The sequence below is a fragment of the Lacisediminihabitans changchengi genome (assembly GCF_016634425.1).
GTDB lineage: Bacteria > Actinomycetota > Actinomycetes > Actinomycetales > Microbacteriaceae > Lacisediminihabitans > Lacisediminihabitans changchengi.
Map to the genome: position 1 here is coordinate 588,857 of NZ_JAEPES010000003.1, position 14,441 is coordinate 603,297.

The window sequence follows — 14,441 nt, forward strand, 5'->3', positions numbered from 1 at the left end:
GCCGGCCGGGAGCGGGTGCTGCAACCCGACTATTAGGCTAGTGGCTATGCCTCGACTCCGCTTGGCGCTCGGCCAGACAAACCCGATCATCGGCGATCTTGAGGGCAATTCGGCTCAGATCCTGAATGCCGCTCGTGAGGCCGCCGCCGCCGGTGCAGACCTCTTCGCAGTGGGCGAGATGGCCATTTCCGGCTATCCGATCGAAGATCTCGCCTCGCGCCCCTCGTTCCTCGCCGAATGCCACGACGCGGTCGACCTCCTGGCACGGCAACTTCAGCACGCGGGGCTCGGCGAGCTGCCCGTGGTCGTCGGGCATCCGGACGGACCATTCGAACCACGTCTGCTCGGCACCAGCAGCGCCCCCACGGCGATCGCGAAGAACCGGGCCAGCGTGCTGCAGCACGGCGCCGTGCAGGCGCGCTATACCAAGCACCACCTGCCCAACTACTCGGTGTTCGACGAGTATCGCGTGTTCATCCCGGGCGACGAGCTGCTCGTGCTGCGTATCAAGGGCGTGGATGTCGCGCTCATCGTGTGCGAGGACCTCTGGCGCGATGGCGGCCCGCTCGCCCGCGTGCTCGATGCGGATGCCGGCCTTCTGCTGGTCATCAACGCCTCGCCGTTCGAGCGCGATAAAGACGATGTGCGCCTCCCCCTGGTAACCCGGCGGGCGATCGAGAGCGACACCATCGTCGCCTACGTCAACATCGTCGGCGGGCAGGACGATCTGGTCTTCGACGGCGACAGCGTGATCGTCGACACGTCGGGCGAGATCGTGGCGCGCGCGCCGCAGTTTCGCGAATACCTGCTCGTCGCCGATCTCGATGTCGAGCCGGCGACCGCGGCCGAACTGCCCAAGAATGTGCGGTGGGTGTCGCTGGATGCGCCGTCGGCCGATCCGTCGTTTCTGCAGTCGGACATCGCCGTGCCTCCGGACGACCGTGAGCAGATCTGGAATGCACTCGTGCTCGGGCTGCGCGATTACGTGACGAAGAACGGCTTCCCGAGCGTCGTGCTCGGAGTCTCTGGCGGGATCGACTCGAGCGTCGTCGCCGCCATCGCGGCCGACGCGATCGGAGCCGACCGCGTATATGGCATCGCCATGCCCAGTCGATATAGCTCCGGTGGATCGGTCGATGACGCCAGCGAGCTCGCCGAGCGCATCGGCTTCCATTACTCGGTGCAGCCGATCGCCGACCTGGTCGCGCCGATCGAAGAGCAGCTGCAGCTCACCGGCGTCGCCGCCGAAAACGTGCAGGCCCGCATCCGCGGCATGATCTGGATGGCCGAGTCGAACATGCACGGCCACCTGGCTCTCACTAACGGCAACAAGACCGAGATCTCGGTCGGCTATTCGACAATCTACGGGGATGCCGCTGGCGGCTTTGCTCCGATCAAAGACGTGCCGAAGACCCTGGTCTGGGAACTCGCCCGCTGGCGCAACGAGTATGCGGCGTCCCGTGGCGAGACCCCGCCGATCCCGGCCAACTCGATCGAGAAGCCCCCGAGTGCCGAGCTGCGACCCGACCAGACCGATCAAGACACGTTGCCGCCTTATGACATCCTCGACGGCATCCTCGACGGGTACATCGCCAAGAAACTGGGACGGGCGGATGTCGTCAACCTCGGCTACGACCCGGAGACCGTCGACTTCGTGACGCGCCTCGTCGATCGGGCAGAGTGGAAGCGTCGGCAGGGCGCGATAGGGCCGAAGATCAGCGGGATGGCCTTCGGACGTGACCGACGACTGCCGATCACCTACCGGCCGAACAACGCACCGCTGCCCGGAGCCGCGACAACCGCCTAATCCGCGCATCTCGCACGTTTGCCCGAATATGCAGGTTTTGGGGTGCCCAACTCTGCATATTCGGGCAAACGTGGGCGGTGACGCCGGGGTTCAGGCGCGGTCGGGCTTACGTTCGGCCTCGAGAGAGCCGCGGGCGATGCGTGCGTGGTCGTCGAGCGACAGCGTGCTCGCCGAGTGGATGGAGAGCCACTTTGCCGCGTGATAGAGCGGATTTCGCAGAAGCCAGCCGAGCTTTGCGCGCGCGCTGTAGTCGGCATCCCGCACGATGCGCGGCACGTCGCGCAGACCACCGTAACCCGCGCGCAGAACTGCCCCGATCACCCCGACCGGAGGCACCAGGTTACCCACGCGACGGCGAGAGATCGTCTCCTCGAAGACCCGCTTGCGGTACTCACGCAGAGTGAGGTCGTTGGAGTGGACGACAAACCCGGCGGGGGCGTAGGCCTTGCGATATCCGGCGAGAATGACGTCTTTGCCGAACGCGAAATCCTCGGAGTACAGAACGTCTTGATAGGGAATCACGTCGAGCAGAAATTCTCGTCGAGTCGCCGAATTCACGTCGGAGTAGAAGGCGAGCCGATCGAGCTCTTCCTCCTCGGGAATCGCATCCCCACGCTCGACGACGGTGACCCGGTCGGCAGGACCGATGGCGGCGAAAACTCCATCGATCTCGTACTTAAGCAGCGGAAAACAGCTGGGCCGGGGAACCTGGAGTCCGACGACGGCGACCGCGTTCACCCCGGCCGGGTCAAGCGGCTCGGTGATTCGGGCGAGCCACGACCGGTCACCCGGGATCGCGTCCTGACTGAGGTAGGCGAGTAACCGCCCCGACGCGAGGCGTGCGCCGAGATTGCGCGTGCGGCCGTGGCCGAACTCCGCGTTCGGTATCTGGTGGAGCCGAACCCACGGACGGTCGCGCACGATCGACAGGGTCGCATCCGTCGATCCCGAATCGATGACCAGCACCTCATAAGTGCCGGCGAAATCCTGCTGCGCGAGGATGTCCAACACCTCGGCGAGATACCGGTCTCCGTCGAGGGTCGGGATGATCACCGTGGCGTCGAGGGTTGCCGGAGCGGCGGCATCCGCTGCTGCCTCGGAGGATGACGTCGTCACGAGGTCAGAGCGCGGTGGTCATGGCTCGCTCGAACGAGGTCGCGAACACCGCACCCTCGTCCTCCCATTCCACGCCCTCGAGCGAGTCGGCGATGACCGCGGAATGCTCGGCCTGGTCGGGACGGTCGAGAATCGCGATCATCCGTTCGGCGATGGCCCGCGGCGACATCGGAACGTACTCGATGTACTCGCTGTCGAAGACGCCACGGGTATTGGGGGCGTCGTTGACGACAGGGACAACGCCGCTCGCCATGACCTCCATCGGCACCAGAGACATGTTGGTGAGCGAGAGAACCAACCCCGCTGCACAGCGGTTGTAGATCGCGTTGAGCTTCGAAATGTCGACGGCGGCGTGGTTCACATAGGGGAACGGCACGTCGTACGTCGACATGTCCCAGCCGACCAGGTTGATGGTGACGTCGGGACGAAGGCGATGCAGTTCGAGCAGCGCCAACAGCCCGAATTCGGTGGCTCGCCGCGGCGTGGGTGGGCGTGCGTAGAACACCACCTCGTTGCGCGGCTTCGTGTTCACCCTGCTGTAGTGGGTGATGTCGGTGGCGAAATCGTAGTAGTCGCACGACATCCCGAACTCGGATTCGAGCTTCTGGGCGAGCCAGCGGCCGGCGGAGAAGCCGTGAAACCCGAGACGATACGAGTTCTCGGCAATCACGTAGTCGCTGCCCGCGGGGAAGAACGCCGGTTCGAAGTCCTGGGTGAAGTAGAAACGCTTGGCAACCTTCGGGTAGCGGTAGATCGCGTACGCGGCCTCCCAATCGGAGGCGAAGATCGCGTGCGGATCGCCCTCGATGCCGACCTCCGGGTCATAGACCCGGAACTCTGCCTTGAGAGTGGGATACCCGGTGTTCCCGGCCATCATCTCGAGGATCGCGTCGGGGTTCACCACGGGATATTTGGGCGGCGAGAACAGATACACGGTGAGCTCGTGGCCGGCAGCCTCGAGAAAACTCATGAAACGGAAAGCGTTCTGGTGGCCGCCGCTGGTCGCGCTCGGAGGCGTGATCACCCAGGCGACCTTGTAGCCATCGGCCGGCCGCGGCACGATGTGGGAATTGAAGTCGCGAGGCCTCGACCAGTCGGCCGCGATCACGTCTTCTGGGTACACGGATGACAGCGGCTGAACCCGGAACGGACCGCTGCGGGTAGACACCCACTTGCCCGCACGCCAGGCCGCGGACTTGACACCCTCGGTGCGCAGCGCGCGCGACAGTCTGCCGAAGTAGTTCACCTGATACCAGCCGTCTCTCTTATCGCGCCGCTCATCGAGCGGCAGAGACCATTATCGATGGGACCGGGTGCAAACACCGTCAGCGCGAAGCTGAGGCTCAGCCGTTCGCGTCCTCTTCGGCCCACTTCGCCGAGCGCTCGGCCAGAATCTGGGGTGCCCGCTCCGCCTCCTCGCGGGTTGCGAACGGACCGTCCAGATCCGAGGCAAGCGACTGAGGGCCCTCTTCGACCTCGTGGGTCTTGATGTTGTAATACCAGTCGGTCATGAGTGCTCCTGTCTCCCAACTAAAATTGATCCTATGCCCAAGGATTCCGAAGGCCATCTTGTGCCGGGGCACATCTCCCCGATGCGAGCGGTGCCGAAGCACATCGCCAGACCCGAGTATGTCGGCAAGCAGTCGCCGACGCCATTCACCGGCTCGGATGTCTACCCCGCCGCCGCCGTCGAGCTGATCAGGGAGTCGGGCAGGATCGCCGCCGATGCGATCTCCGTGGTCGGCGCCAGCATCCGTCCCGGTATCACCACCGATGAGCTCGACGCGATCGGGCATCAGTACCTCATCGACAATGACGCGTACCCCTCGACGCTCGGCTACCGCGGCTTCCCGAAGTCGCTGTGCAGTTCGATCAATGAGGTGATCTGCCACGGCATCCCCGACGACACGGTGCTCGACGACGGCGACATCATCAACATCGACATCACCGCGTACAAGAACGGCGTTCACGGCGACTCGAACCGCACCTTCATCGTGGGCGAGGCATCGCAGCAGGCGATCGAGCTCGTCGACCGCACCCGTGAATCCCTCAACCGCGGCATCAAGGCCGTCGCCCCCGGTCGGGCTGTCAACGTGATCGGCCGGGCCATCCAGTCGTATGCCCAGCGTTTCGACTACGGCGTGGTACGCGACTTCACCGGTCACGGCGTCGGCACGGCCTTCCACTCCGGGCTGATCATCCCGCACTACGACGCGGCCCCGGCCTATGCGAACGAGATAGTGGAAGGCATGGTCTTCACGATCGAGCCGATGCTCACCCTGGGTTCGATCGAGTGGGAGATGTGGGCGGATGACTGGACCGTCGTCACCCGCGACCGCAGTCTCACCGCACAGTTCGAACACACCCTCGTCGTGACCGAGCGCGGCGCGGAAGTGCTGACACTTCCCTAACCCCGCACCGACACCCCACCCCCGCTGTCGAGGCCAGCGCTCTGAGTAGTAAAGAATGGTCAGATGGCTCACAAAGCGGTAGGCATCGATATCGGCGGCACCGGGATCAAGGGAGCCATCGTCGATGTGTCCTCGGGAAAGCTGCTCAGCCAGCGCATCAAGCTCCCGACACCGACCGGCGGCGAGCCTGACGCGATCGTGGAAACGGTGGCCACGATTCTGAGTCGCCTCGCCGCAGAAGACGAGAAGGGCATCGTCAAGAACGAGCCGGTGGGCATCTGCTTCCCCGCCGTCGTCGTGAACGGTCGCACCCTCTCCGCCGCGAACGTGTCGAAGAAGTGGATCGGCCTCGAGGCCGAGAAGCTGTTCGAGGCCGGCATCAAACGCGACATCCATTTCGTCAACGATGCGGATGCCGCCGGCTACGCCGAGTCGGTCTACGGTGCCGCCAAGAAGAAAAAAGGCCTCGTTCTCGTCACGACGCTCGGCACCGGAATCGGCACCGCGCTGATCTACAACGGCGTACTCGTGCCGAACGCGGAACTCGGCCACCTCGAGATCAACGGCGTCGATTATGAGACCCAGGCCGCGTACTCGGCGAAGGAGCGCGAGTCGCTGTCGTGGGCCGACTGGGCCGCACGGCTGCAGGTGTACTACGACCAGCTGGTGAAGCTGTTCCACCCAGACCTGATCATCGTCGGCGGAGGTGTTTCCAAGGAGTACGAGGACTTCCTCCCGCTGCTGAAGCTGGACATCCCGATCGTTCCGGCGACGCTGCGCAACAATGCGGGCATTCTCGGTGCCGCCGCGCTCGCATCCGGAAAGTAGCAGCTGTCGTCTAGCAGCTGTCGTCTGATCGGGGCGTTAGATTCCCTGCGGCCGACGTTAGAAAAACGTTAGGACCGCGCTCCTCCTGCTCTGACAAGGATTGACTCGTCGGTGCGCTGCCGAAGTGGCAGCGCACACAGAGTCAACCCTCGCGGAGGAACCCCATGCTCGATCTCGCTTACCTCGCTGGCGTAGTGGCATTGTTTGCCATCGTCGCCCTTGTCGCCTGGGGGGTAGAGAAGCTGTGATCGTCCTCAGCATCCTCTCTGTCGTCCTCGGATTCGCGGCACTGGTCTACCTGGTGTTCGCCCTGATCAAGCCGGAGCGTTTTTAGTGAGCAACATCTGGCTCTTCGTCTTCACCATGCTCACTCTCGTGGTGATTCTCGGCCTCATCTACCGCCCCCTGGGCGATTACATGGCCATGGTCTACACGAGCAAGAAAGACCTCAAAGTCGAGCGTGGCTTCTATCGCATCATCGGGGTGAACCCGCACTCCAGTCAGACCTGGGCCGTGTACCTGCGCAGCGTTCTGGCATTCTCCGCGCTGGGCGTGCTCCTCGTCTATGGAGTGCAGCGCCTCCAGCAGTTCTTGCCATACTCCCTCGGCCTGCCGCCGGTGGAGCAGAGCCTGGCGTGGAACACCGCGATCTCCTTCGTCACCAACACCAACTGGCAGTCGTACTCGCCTGAGGTGACCATGGGCTACACGGTGCAGCTGGTCGCTCTGGCGGTGCAGAACTTCGTCTCTTCCGCCGTCGGCATCGCGATCGCCATTGCGCTCATCCGCGGGCTCGCCGCACGTCGCAGTCTGACCATCGGAAACTTCTGGGTGGACCTGACGCGCGGTACGGTGCGCATCCTGCTGCCGCTGTCGGTATTCGCCGCCATCGTGCTGCTGGTCAGCGGGGTCGTGCAGAACTTCGACGGCTTCCAGCACTTCACCTCGATCGCCGGTAGTGCTGTGACGGTTCCCGGTGGCCCGGTCGCCTCGCAGGAAGCGATCAAGATTCTCGGAACCAACGGTGGCGGGTTCTTCAACGTGAACTCCGCCCACCCCTTCGAGAACCCGAATGGGTGGACCAACCTGTTCGAGATCGTGCTGATGCTCGCCATCCCCTTCGCCCTCACCCGCACCTTTGGTCGGATGGTCGGCGACGTGCGACAGGGCTACGCGCTCCTGTCGGCGATGGGCCTGATCTGGATCGTCTCTGCGGCGTTGTTGACGCTGCTCGAATCGGTCGGACACGGCACCGCCTCACAGTTGGCCGGCGGCGCGATGGAAGGCAAGGAAACCCGATTCGGCATCGTCGATTCGACCATCTTCGCCACCAGTAGCACCGCCACCTCCACCGGTGCCGTCAACTCGATGCACGACAGTTTCACCGCTCTCGGCGGCGGACTGGCCATGCTGAACATGATGCTCGGCGAGGTCGCCCCCGGCGGCGTCGGTTCTGGTCTCTACGGCATCCTCATCATGGCGATCGTTGCGGTATTCGTCGCCGGCCTGATGGTGGGGCGTACGCCGGAATACCTCGGCAAGAAGATCGGTGCCCGCGAGATCAAGCTCGCGAGCCTGTACATCCTGATCACGCCGACCATCGTCCTGGCCGGTACCGCCCTCAGCTTCGCGATACCGGCGGTGCGCTCATCCGTCGTCGGCACGTCGTTGGCAAACCCGGGGCTGCACGGCTTCTCTGAGGTGTTGTACGCCTTCACCTCGGCCGGCAATAACAACGGATCCGCCTTCGCCGGCCTCACCGCCAGCACCCCGTGGTTCGACACTGCACTCGGGGTGGCGATGCTCCTCGGACGCTTCCTGCCGATCGTGTTCGTGCTCGCCCTGGCTGGTTCTTTCGCCGCTCAGGACAAGATCCCGGTCACCGCAGGCACGCTGCCCACGCACCGCCCGCAGTTCGTCGGCCTGCTGATCGGCGTCATCCTGATCGTCTCAGCACTCACCTACCTCCCCGTTCTCGCTCTCGGCCCGTTGGCAGAAGGACTCAACTAACCATGTCCACCACACTCATCAGCCCCACCAACAGCGGGGCAAGCGGGGACACCCCCACCCGAAAGACCGCGTCGGCGTTCAGCGCCGGTCAGCTCGTCGCGAGCATCCCCGGTGCGCTGCGCAAGCTCGACCCGCGCACCATGTGGCGCAATCCGGTCATGTTCGTCGTCGAGATCGGCGCCGCACTGACCACGGTGCTGGCGATCGCGCAGCCCTTCGTCGGTGACGCCTCCACGTCGACTGCGTCTCCCACCTCCCTCGCGTTCATCTGGGCCATCGCGGTCTGGCTTTGGCTCACCGTGGTGTTCGCCAACATGGCCGAGGCCGTCGCCGAAGGCCGCGGCAAGGCACAGGCGAAGAGCCTGCGCGAGAGTCGCACCAGCACCATGGCCAACGTGGTCGACGGCTATGACCCGAAGACGGATGCCGCAGCTCTGCGCAGCACGATGGTGCAGCGCGCCTCGGCAGAACTCACCCTCGGCGACATCGTGGTGGTGACCGCCGGGGAGTCGATCCCGGGCGACGGAGACATCGTCTGGGGAATCGCCTCCGTCGACGAGTCCGCCATCACCGGGGAGTCGGCTCCGGTCGTTCGCGAATCCGGCGGTGACCGCAGCGCTGTCACCGGTGGCACCCGGGTGCTCTCCGACCGTATCGTGGTGCAGATCACCAGCAAGCCCGGTGAGACCTTCGTCGACCGAATGATCGCCCTGGTCGAGGGCGCCTCCCGGCAGAAGACGCCGAACGAGATCGCGCTGAACATCCTGCTGGCAAGCCTCACGATCATCTTCGTGGTCGTCGTGCTGATCATCAATCCGATCGCCAGCTACTCCAACGCCACACAGAGCGTGCCCGTGCTGGTAGCGCTGCTGGTCTGCCTGATCCCGACCACCATCGGTGCTCTGCTTTCTGCGATCGGCATCGCCGGAATGGACCGACTCGTGCAGCACAACGTGCTCGCCATGTCGGGCCGTGCCGTCGAGGCAGCGGGAGATGTGACCACCCTGTTGCTCGACAAGACCGGCACCATCACCTACGGCAACCGTCGCGCCGCCGAGTTCGCTCCCGTCAGCGGGGTGAGCCTCGAACGTCTGGCCCGTGCTGCGGCGACCTCATCGCTCAGCGACCCGACGCCAGAGGGAAAGTCGGTGCTCGACCTGGCTCACGAGCTAGGGTTCACCATTCCCACCGAGGTCACGGGCGAGGTCGTTCCGTTCACTGCTCAGACCAGAATGTCGGGAGTCGACTACGCGGACGGCAGCCAGGTGCGCAAGGGCGCCGGATCGCAGGTCGCAGCCTGGACCGGGGTGACCGACGTCAAGATCCAGCATGAGCTCGACGCCATCGTCACCCGCATCTCGGAGGCCGGCGGCACCCCGCTGGTCGTCGCCGAGCGAACGGCTGAGGGGACGGCATCCGTTCTGGGTGTCATCTATCTGAAAGACGTCGTGAAGACCGGCCTGGCCGAGCGCTTCGCCGACCTGCGGCGGATGGGCATCCGCACGGTGATGATCACGGGTGACAACCCCCTCACCGCGAAGGCCATCGCCGCGGAGGCCGGTGTCGACGACTTCCTCGCCGAGGCGACGCCGGAAGACAAGATGGAGCTGATCAAGAAGGAGCAGCAGGGCGGCAACCTCGTCGCAATGACCGGAGACGGCACCAACGATGCCCCGGCACTCGCGCAGGCAGACGTCGGCGTCGCGATGAACACCGGAACGTCGGCCGCGAAAGAGGCCGGCAACATGGTTGACCTCGACTCCGACCCGACGAAACTCATCGACATCGTGGCCATCGGCAAGCAGTTGCTGATCACCCGCGGATCGCTGACCACCTTCTCGATTGCCAACGACGTGGCCAAGTATTTCGCGATCATCCCCGCGATGTTCGTGGCCAGCTACCCGGGACTCGCCGCGCTGAACTTCATGCAGCTGCACTCCCCCGCCTCGGCGATCCTGTCCGCGGTCGTGTTCAACGCACTGATCATCATCGTGCTGATCCCGTTGGCCCTGCGCGGCGTGAAGTACAGAGCGTCGAGCGTTTCCAAGATCCTCAGTCGCAATCTGTGGATCTACGGTGTCGGCGGGCTCATCGCGCCGTTCATCGGCATCAAGATCATCGACCTCGTGATCTCGCTGATCCCCGGTTTCTAAGCCACAACCTTCGTAAGGAAATCACAATCATGGCCTCACAACGCGGCATTACCAGGCAGTACTGGGTCGCACTCCGCGCGCTGATCGTCTTGACGGTCGTGCTCGGCATCGGCTACCCGCTCGTCATCACCGGCATCGGTCTCCTCGCACCAGCACAGGCACACGGCGCGCTGGTGCAGGTCGACGGCAAGACTGTCGGCTCGAGCCTCATCGGCCAGAGCTTTGCCGACAAAAAGGGCAAGGCTCTCCCGCAGTGGTTCCAGTCGCGACCGTCCGCCACCGGTGACGACGGCGGAGCGTCCAGCGGCAGCAACCAGGGCCCCGAGAACCCGGACCTGATCAAGGCCATCAAGGAACGCCGTGCGGCGATCGCCAAGCTCGATGGTGTCGACCCGGCGTCGATCCCTGCCGACGCCCTCACGGCATCCGCCTCGGGAATCGATCCGCACATCAGCCCCGAGTACGCTCGTGAGCAGGTGGCGCGCGTCGCCGAAACACGCGGTCTCAAGGAGTCGGATGTCGCAGCCCTCGTCGAGGCGCACGTGCAGGCTCCGGTGCTCGGCTACCTCAGCTACCCCACCGTCAATGTGCTGGAGCTCAACATCGCTCTCAGCAAGCTGGGCTGAGCGAATGGCAATTAAGTGACCGAGGGATTCCTCAAGGTCTATCTGGGCGCTGCGCCCGGAGTCGGCAAAACATTCTCGATGCTCGAGGAGGGACGCCGGCTCCGGGAGCAGGGCCTTGACGTCGTGGTCGGACTCGTCGAAACGCACGGGCGCTCGGGCACCGCCTCGATGCTCGAAGGTCTGGAAGTTCTTCCCCGCCGCCGGGTCTCGCACCGTGAGGTGGATCTCGAGGAGATGGACATCCACGCGCTGATCGCGCGAGCTCCGCAATGGGCACTGGTGGACGAGTTGGCCCACAGCAATGCCCCCGGGTCGGAGAATTCGAAACGCTGGCAGGATGTCCGGCGGTTGTTGGACGCGGGAATCAACGTCCTCTCGACGGTCAACATCCAACACATCGAATCTCTCAATGACGTCGTGCAGTCGATCACCGGGGTGGTGCAGCGTGAGACCATTCCCGATTCCGTGCTGCGCTCTGCCGACCAGATCGAGGTCGTCGACCTGGCGCCCGAAGCACTGCGGGCCAGGCTCGCCGGCGGAGACGTGTACCCGGCAGGAACCATCGACGCGGCCCTCAGCAACTATTTCCGGCTCGGCAACCTCACCGCTCTGCGCGAACTCGCGTTGCTCTGGCTGGCCGATGAGGTGGATGTCGCGCTCCAGGCTTATCGCGACGGTCACGGTATCCGCGGCAAATGGGAGGCCCGTGAGCGGGTCGTGGTGGCACTGCCGGGCGGCAGTGAGGGAGAAACGCTCATCCGTCGGGGCGCTCGAATCGCCGCCCGCACGAGCGGCGGCCAGCTGCTCGCTCTCCATGTGTCGAGTCCCGACGGTCTCGCCGAGTCCGACCCCGGCGCCCTCGCGCAACAGCGCGCACTCGTCGAAAGCCTCGGCGGGACCTATCACCAGGTGGTCGGCGACAGCACGCCGACAGCGCTCGTAGAGTTCGCCCGCGCGGTGAATGCGACTCAGCTGGTCATCGGGGTCAGCCGGCGGAGCCGACTCACCGCATTCCTCACCGGGCAGGGAATCGGTGCGACGGTCATCCGTGCGTCGGGCGACATCGACGTGCACATCGTGTCCCACGCCGCTGCCGGAACGCTGCAACTTCCTCGCTCGCGCGGTTCGCTCACCTGGAAACAGCGGCTGTTGGGTTTCGCGGTCACTGTGCTGGTCACCCCGCTCCTCACGCTGTTCCTGACGCTGGTGCGTCGTCCAGAAGCGCTGGTGAGCGACGTGCTCGCGTTTCAACTTTTGGTTGTCATCGTCGCCCTGGTCGGGGGACTCTGGCCCGCGGTGACGGCGGCGGTGATCGCGGGGTTCTGCCTCGACTTCTTCTTCGTCGTGCCCTTCTACACGGTGCGGATCGCCGACCCTGCGCATCTCGTCACGCTGCTGATCTTCTTGCTGGTGGGTGTGCTTGTGTCACTCGTGGTCGACAGATCGGCCAGCCGCAGCCGGGCGGCACGGAGGTCCGCTGCCGAAGCCGAGACGCTCGCGACCGTGGCCGGCAGCATCATCCGGGGTGAGAACGCGGTGGAGGCACTGGCGAACCGGTTGCGTGAGGTGTTCGGGATGGCGAGTGTGGTCATCCGTTCGAAGGATGCCGTACTGTTCGAGTCCGGCGCCGTTGCTGCCGGACCGCGCACCCCCAACCGCACCCCCAACCGCACCGTCGTCGCCCTCAGCGAGGGCGGACAGATCATCCTCACCGGGCGCGAGTTGCTTGCCTCCGATGGACGCATTCTCGACGCCTTCGTGGCGCAGATCGATGCGGCGCTGGAACAGCGCGACCTGCGCGAACAGGCGCAGGGCATACGTCCGCTGGAGGAGGCCGATCGGCTTCGGACCGCCCTGCTCGCCGCGGTCGGGCACGATCTGCGCACGCCGCTGTCGTCGGCAACCGCTGCGGTCTCCAGCCTGCGAGCAACGGATGTGCGCTGGAGCGAGCAGGACCGCGACGAACTGCTGGAGACTGCGGAAGTATCCCTGCACCGCCTCGCCGATCTGGTAGCCGACCTGCTCGACGCTAGTCGACTGCAGGCCGGCGTGCTGCCGATCTCGCTCAGCACCGTGGGCATGGACGAGATTGCGCCGCTCGCTCTCGATGAGCTGGGCCTTGCCAGCGGTCAGGTAGTGGTCGACGTTCCGGCAAGCCTTCCCGAGGTTCGGTGCGATCCGGCGTTGGTACAGCGCGTGATTGTGAATCTTGTCAGCAACGCTCTGCGCTACTCCCCCGTCAGCACTCCGCCACTCGTCACGGCAAGTTCGTTCGGAGACCGCGTCGAGCTGCGCGTCATCGATCGCGGACCCGGCATTCCCCCGGCCGCTCGGGCGGAGGCCTTCCAACCGTTCCAGCGACTCGGGGACACCGACAACACCACCGGCATCGGTCTCGGTCTTGCACTGTCCAATGGCTTCATGACGGCGATGGGGGGCAGCTTGCAGGCCGAGGACACCCCCGGTGGAGGTCTCACCATGGTCGTCTCCCTTCCGATCGCGGCGTCCGCTGTCGTTTCTCCGGCGAGGACTTCCTGATGCGAATTCTCGTGGTCGACGACGATGCGCAGATCCTCAAGGCGTTGCGGATCAACCTCGCCGCGCGCGGCTACGACGTCTCGCTGGCGCGCTCGGGACCCGAAGCTCTCGACGTCGCGGCGAAGACCAAACCGGAACTCGTGCTGCTCGATCTCGGGCTCCCGGGGTTCAGCGGAATTCGGGTGATCGAGGGCTTGCGCGGCTGGACCGAGGTGCCGATCCTCGTGGTCAGCGGGCGATCGGATTCTGCGGACAAAGTCGATGCTCTCGACGCCGGAGCCGACGACTATGTGACCAAGCCGTTCGCGATCGACGAGCTGTTGGCGCGCATCCGTGCGCTGAGCCGTCGGGCGACCACCGAGCCGGATGAGCCGGTCACCAGTTTCGGTGACGTGGTGGTCGATCTCGCCGGGCACACCGTCACCAAGGCGGGCGAGCCGGTGAAGCTGACGCCGACGGAGTGGCACATTCTCGAGGTACTCGTGCGCAACCCGAGGCGGTTGGTCACCAAGCACCTTCTGCTCACTTCGGTGTGGGGTCCCGGGTACGAGAAGGAAGACGGATACCTGCGGCTCTACCTCGCCCAGCTGCGCAAAAAGCTCGAACCAGAGCCGTCGAGACCCCGGTACCTGCTGACCGAACCGGGTATGGGCTACCGCTTTGCGCCGGATGCCGGGTGATCTAGGGTCCGGTCCGGTCCGGTTCGGAGTTGTTGGGCTCGGCGCGTCAGTTTCGCCCCCAAGGCGAGAACCTGCTATCGCCCTACCCCACGCTGACTCCGCTGCCGCCCGCCGCTGGGCCGTCACCGGGCTGTCACTGGGCTGTCACTCGACCAGCATGAGCTTTCCTCCTCGTCTGGGTGTTTGGTCGGGGTCGATCCAGGGTGGCGGGATGAAATACGGCACCTGCTCCCGAAGTTGGATTTCCCACCCGTCGTCGTGGATGCGGTGGT

Annotated in this window: 12 protein-coding genes; 9 read left to right on the forward strand and 3 right to left on the reverse strand. The window is 64.9% G+C overall.

Annotated elements, in window-relative coordinates; translation table 11 throughout:
• The first annotated feature begins 46 nt into the window (after nt 1-46).
• Nucleotides 47-1,807 carry an NAD+ synthase gene (locus IV501_RS11075; protein ID WP_200555008.1) on the forward strand — a complete coding sequence of 587 codons (1,761 nt, stop codon included), beginning with the start codon at nt 47-49 and terminating at the stop codon, nt 1,805-1,807.
• A gap of 90 nt (nt 1,808-1,897) precedes the next feature.
• On the opposite strand, the gene IV501_RS11080 is transcribed toward IV501_RS11075, so the two are convergent.
• The 3 genes from IV501_RS11080 to IV501_RS11090 form a co-directional block, all read right to left on the reverse strand.
• Nucleotides 1,898-2,923, reverse strand: coding sequence for a glycosyltransferase family 2 protein (locus IV501_RS11080; RefSeq protein WP_200555007.1), 1,026 nt, complete (start codon nt 2,921-2,923; stop codon nt 1,898-1,900).
• A 4-nt stretch (nt 2,924-2,927) separates the two neighbouring features.
• Entirely contained in the window at nt 2,928-4,169 is a 1,242-nt protein-coding gene (locus tag IV501_RS11085) for a rhamnosyltransferase WsaF family glycosyltransferase (protein WP_200555006.1), read from the reverse strand.
• 97 nt (nt 4,170-4,266) lie between these two features.
• Nucleotides 4,267-4,434, reverse strand: coding sequence for a methionine aminopeptidase (locus IV501_RS11090; protein ID WP_200555005.1), 168 nt, complete (start codon nt 4,432-4,434; stop codon nt 4,267-4,269).
• A 33-nt stretch (nt 4,435-4,467) separates the two neighbouring features.
• On the opposite strand from IV501_RS11090, the gene map reads away from it, so the two are divergent.
• The 8 genes from map to IV501_RS11130 all read left to right on the forward strand — a co-directional run bounded on the left by map (nt 4,468) and on the right by IV501_RS11130 (nt 14,169).
• Nucleotides 4,468-5,334: a type I methionyl aminopeptidase gene (gene map, locus IV501_RS11095; protein WP_200555004.1), complete on the forward strand. Its 867-nt coding sequence runs from the start codon at nt 4,468-4,470 to the stop codon at nt 5,332-5,334.
• Between the two features lie 63 nt (nt 5,335-5,397).
• A complete protein-coding gene (gene ppgK, locus IV501_RS11100; protein ID WP_200555003.1) occupies nt 5,398-6,162 on the forward strand; it encodes a polyphosphate--glucose phosphotransferase in 765 nt (254 codons plus the stop codon).
• A gap of 244 nt (nt 6,163-6,406) precedes the next feature.
• Entirely contained in the window at nt 6,407-6,496 is a 90-nt protein-coding gene (kdpF, locus tag IV501_RS16585; protein ID WP_200555002.1) for a K(+)-transporting ATPase subunit F, read from the forward strand.
• A 29-nt stretch (nt 6,497-6,525) separates the two neighbouring features.
• Nucleotides 6,526-8,172: a potassium-transporting ATPase subunit KdpA gene (gene kdpA / locus IV501_RS11110; protein ID WP_200555426.1), complete on the forward strand. Its 1,647-nt coding sequence runs from the start codon at nt 6,526-6,528 to the stop codon at nt 8,170-8,172.
• A 2-nt stretch (nt 8,173-8,174) separates the two neighbouring features.
• Complete coding sequence (gene kdpB, locus IV501_RS11115; protein ID WP_200555001.1) at nt 8,175-10,325, forward strand: potassium-transporting ATPase subunit KdpB; 2,151 nt, start codon at nt 8,175-8,177, stop codon at nt 10,323-10,325.
• 29 nt (nt 10,326-10,354) lie between these two features.
• The gene (kdpC, locus tag IV501_RS11120; RefSeq protein WP_200555000.1) at nt 10,355-10,951 is read left to right on the forward strand and encodes a potassium-transporting ATPase subunit KdpC; all 597 of its coding nucleotides are present in this window, start codon (nt 10,355-10,357) and stop codon (nt 10,949-10,951) included.
• A 15-nt stretch (nt 10,952-10,966) separates the two neighbouring features.
• Nucleotides 10,967-13,489 (forward strand): DUF4118 domain-containing protein, encoded by a 2,523-nt coding sequence (locus tag IV501_RS11125; protein ID WP_200554999.1) that lies wholly within the window; start codon nt 10,967-10,969, stop codon nt 13,487-13,489.
• Entirely contained in the window at nt 13,489-14,169 is a 681-nt protein-coding gene (locus tag IV501_RS11130) for a response regulator (RefSeq protein ID WP_307812159.1), read from the forward strand. Before IV501_RS11125 ends, IV501_RS11130 begins: the two co-directional genes overlap by 1 nt.
• The last annotated feature ends 272 nt before the right edge of the window (nt 14,170-14,441 follow it).

What these genes read in the sequence shown, in the direction of transcription:
- kdpC (WP_200555000.1), top strand. Translation starts at nt 10,355, where the DNA reads ATGGCCTCACAACGCGGCATTACCAGGCAGTACTGGGTCGCACTCCGC.
- kdpA (WP_200555426.1), top strand. Translation starts at nt 6,526, where the DNA reads ATGCTCACTCTCGTGGTGATTCTCGGCCTCATCTACCGCCCCCTGGGC.
- kdpB (WP_200555001.1), top strand. Translation starts at nt 8,175, where the DNA reads ATGTCCACCACACTCATCAGCCCCACCAACAGCGGGGCAAGCGGGGAC.
- IV501_RS11130 (WP_307812159.1), top strand. Translation starts at nt 13,489, where the DNA reads ATGCGAATTCTCGTGGTCGACGACGATGCGCAGATCCTCAAGGCGTTG.
- IV501_RS11075 (WP_200555008.1), top strand. Translation starts at nt 47, where the DNA reads ATGCCTCGACTCCGCTTGGCGCTCGGCCAGACAAACCCGATCATCGGC.
- map (WP_200555004.1), top strand. Translation starts at nt 4,468, where the DNA reads ATGCCCAAGGATTCCGAAGGCCATCTTGTGCCGGGGCACATCTCCCCG.
- ppgK (WP_200555003.1), top strand. Translation starts at nt 5,398, where the DNA reads ATGGCTCACAAAGCGGTAGGCATCGATATCGGCGGCACCGGGATCAAG.
- IV501_RS11090 (WP_200555005.1), bottom strand. Translation starts at nt 4,434, where the DNA reads ATGACCGACTGGTATTACAACATCAAGACCCACGAGGTCGAAGAGGGC.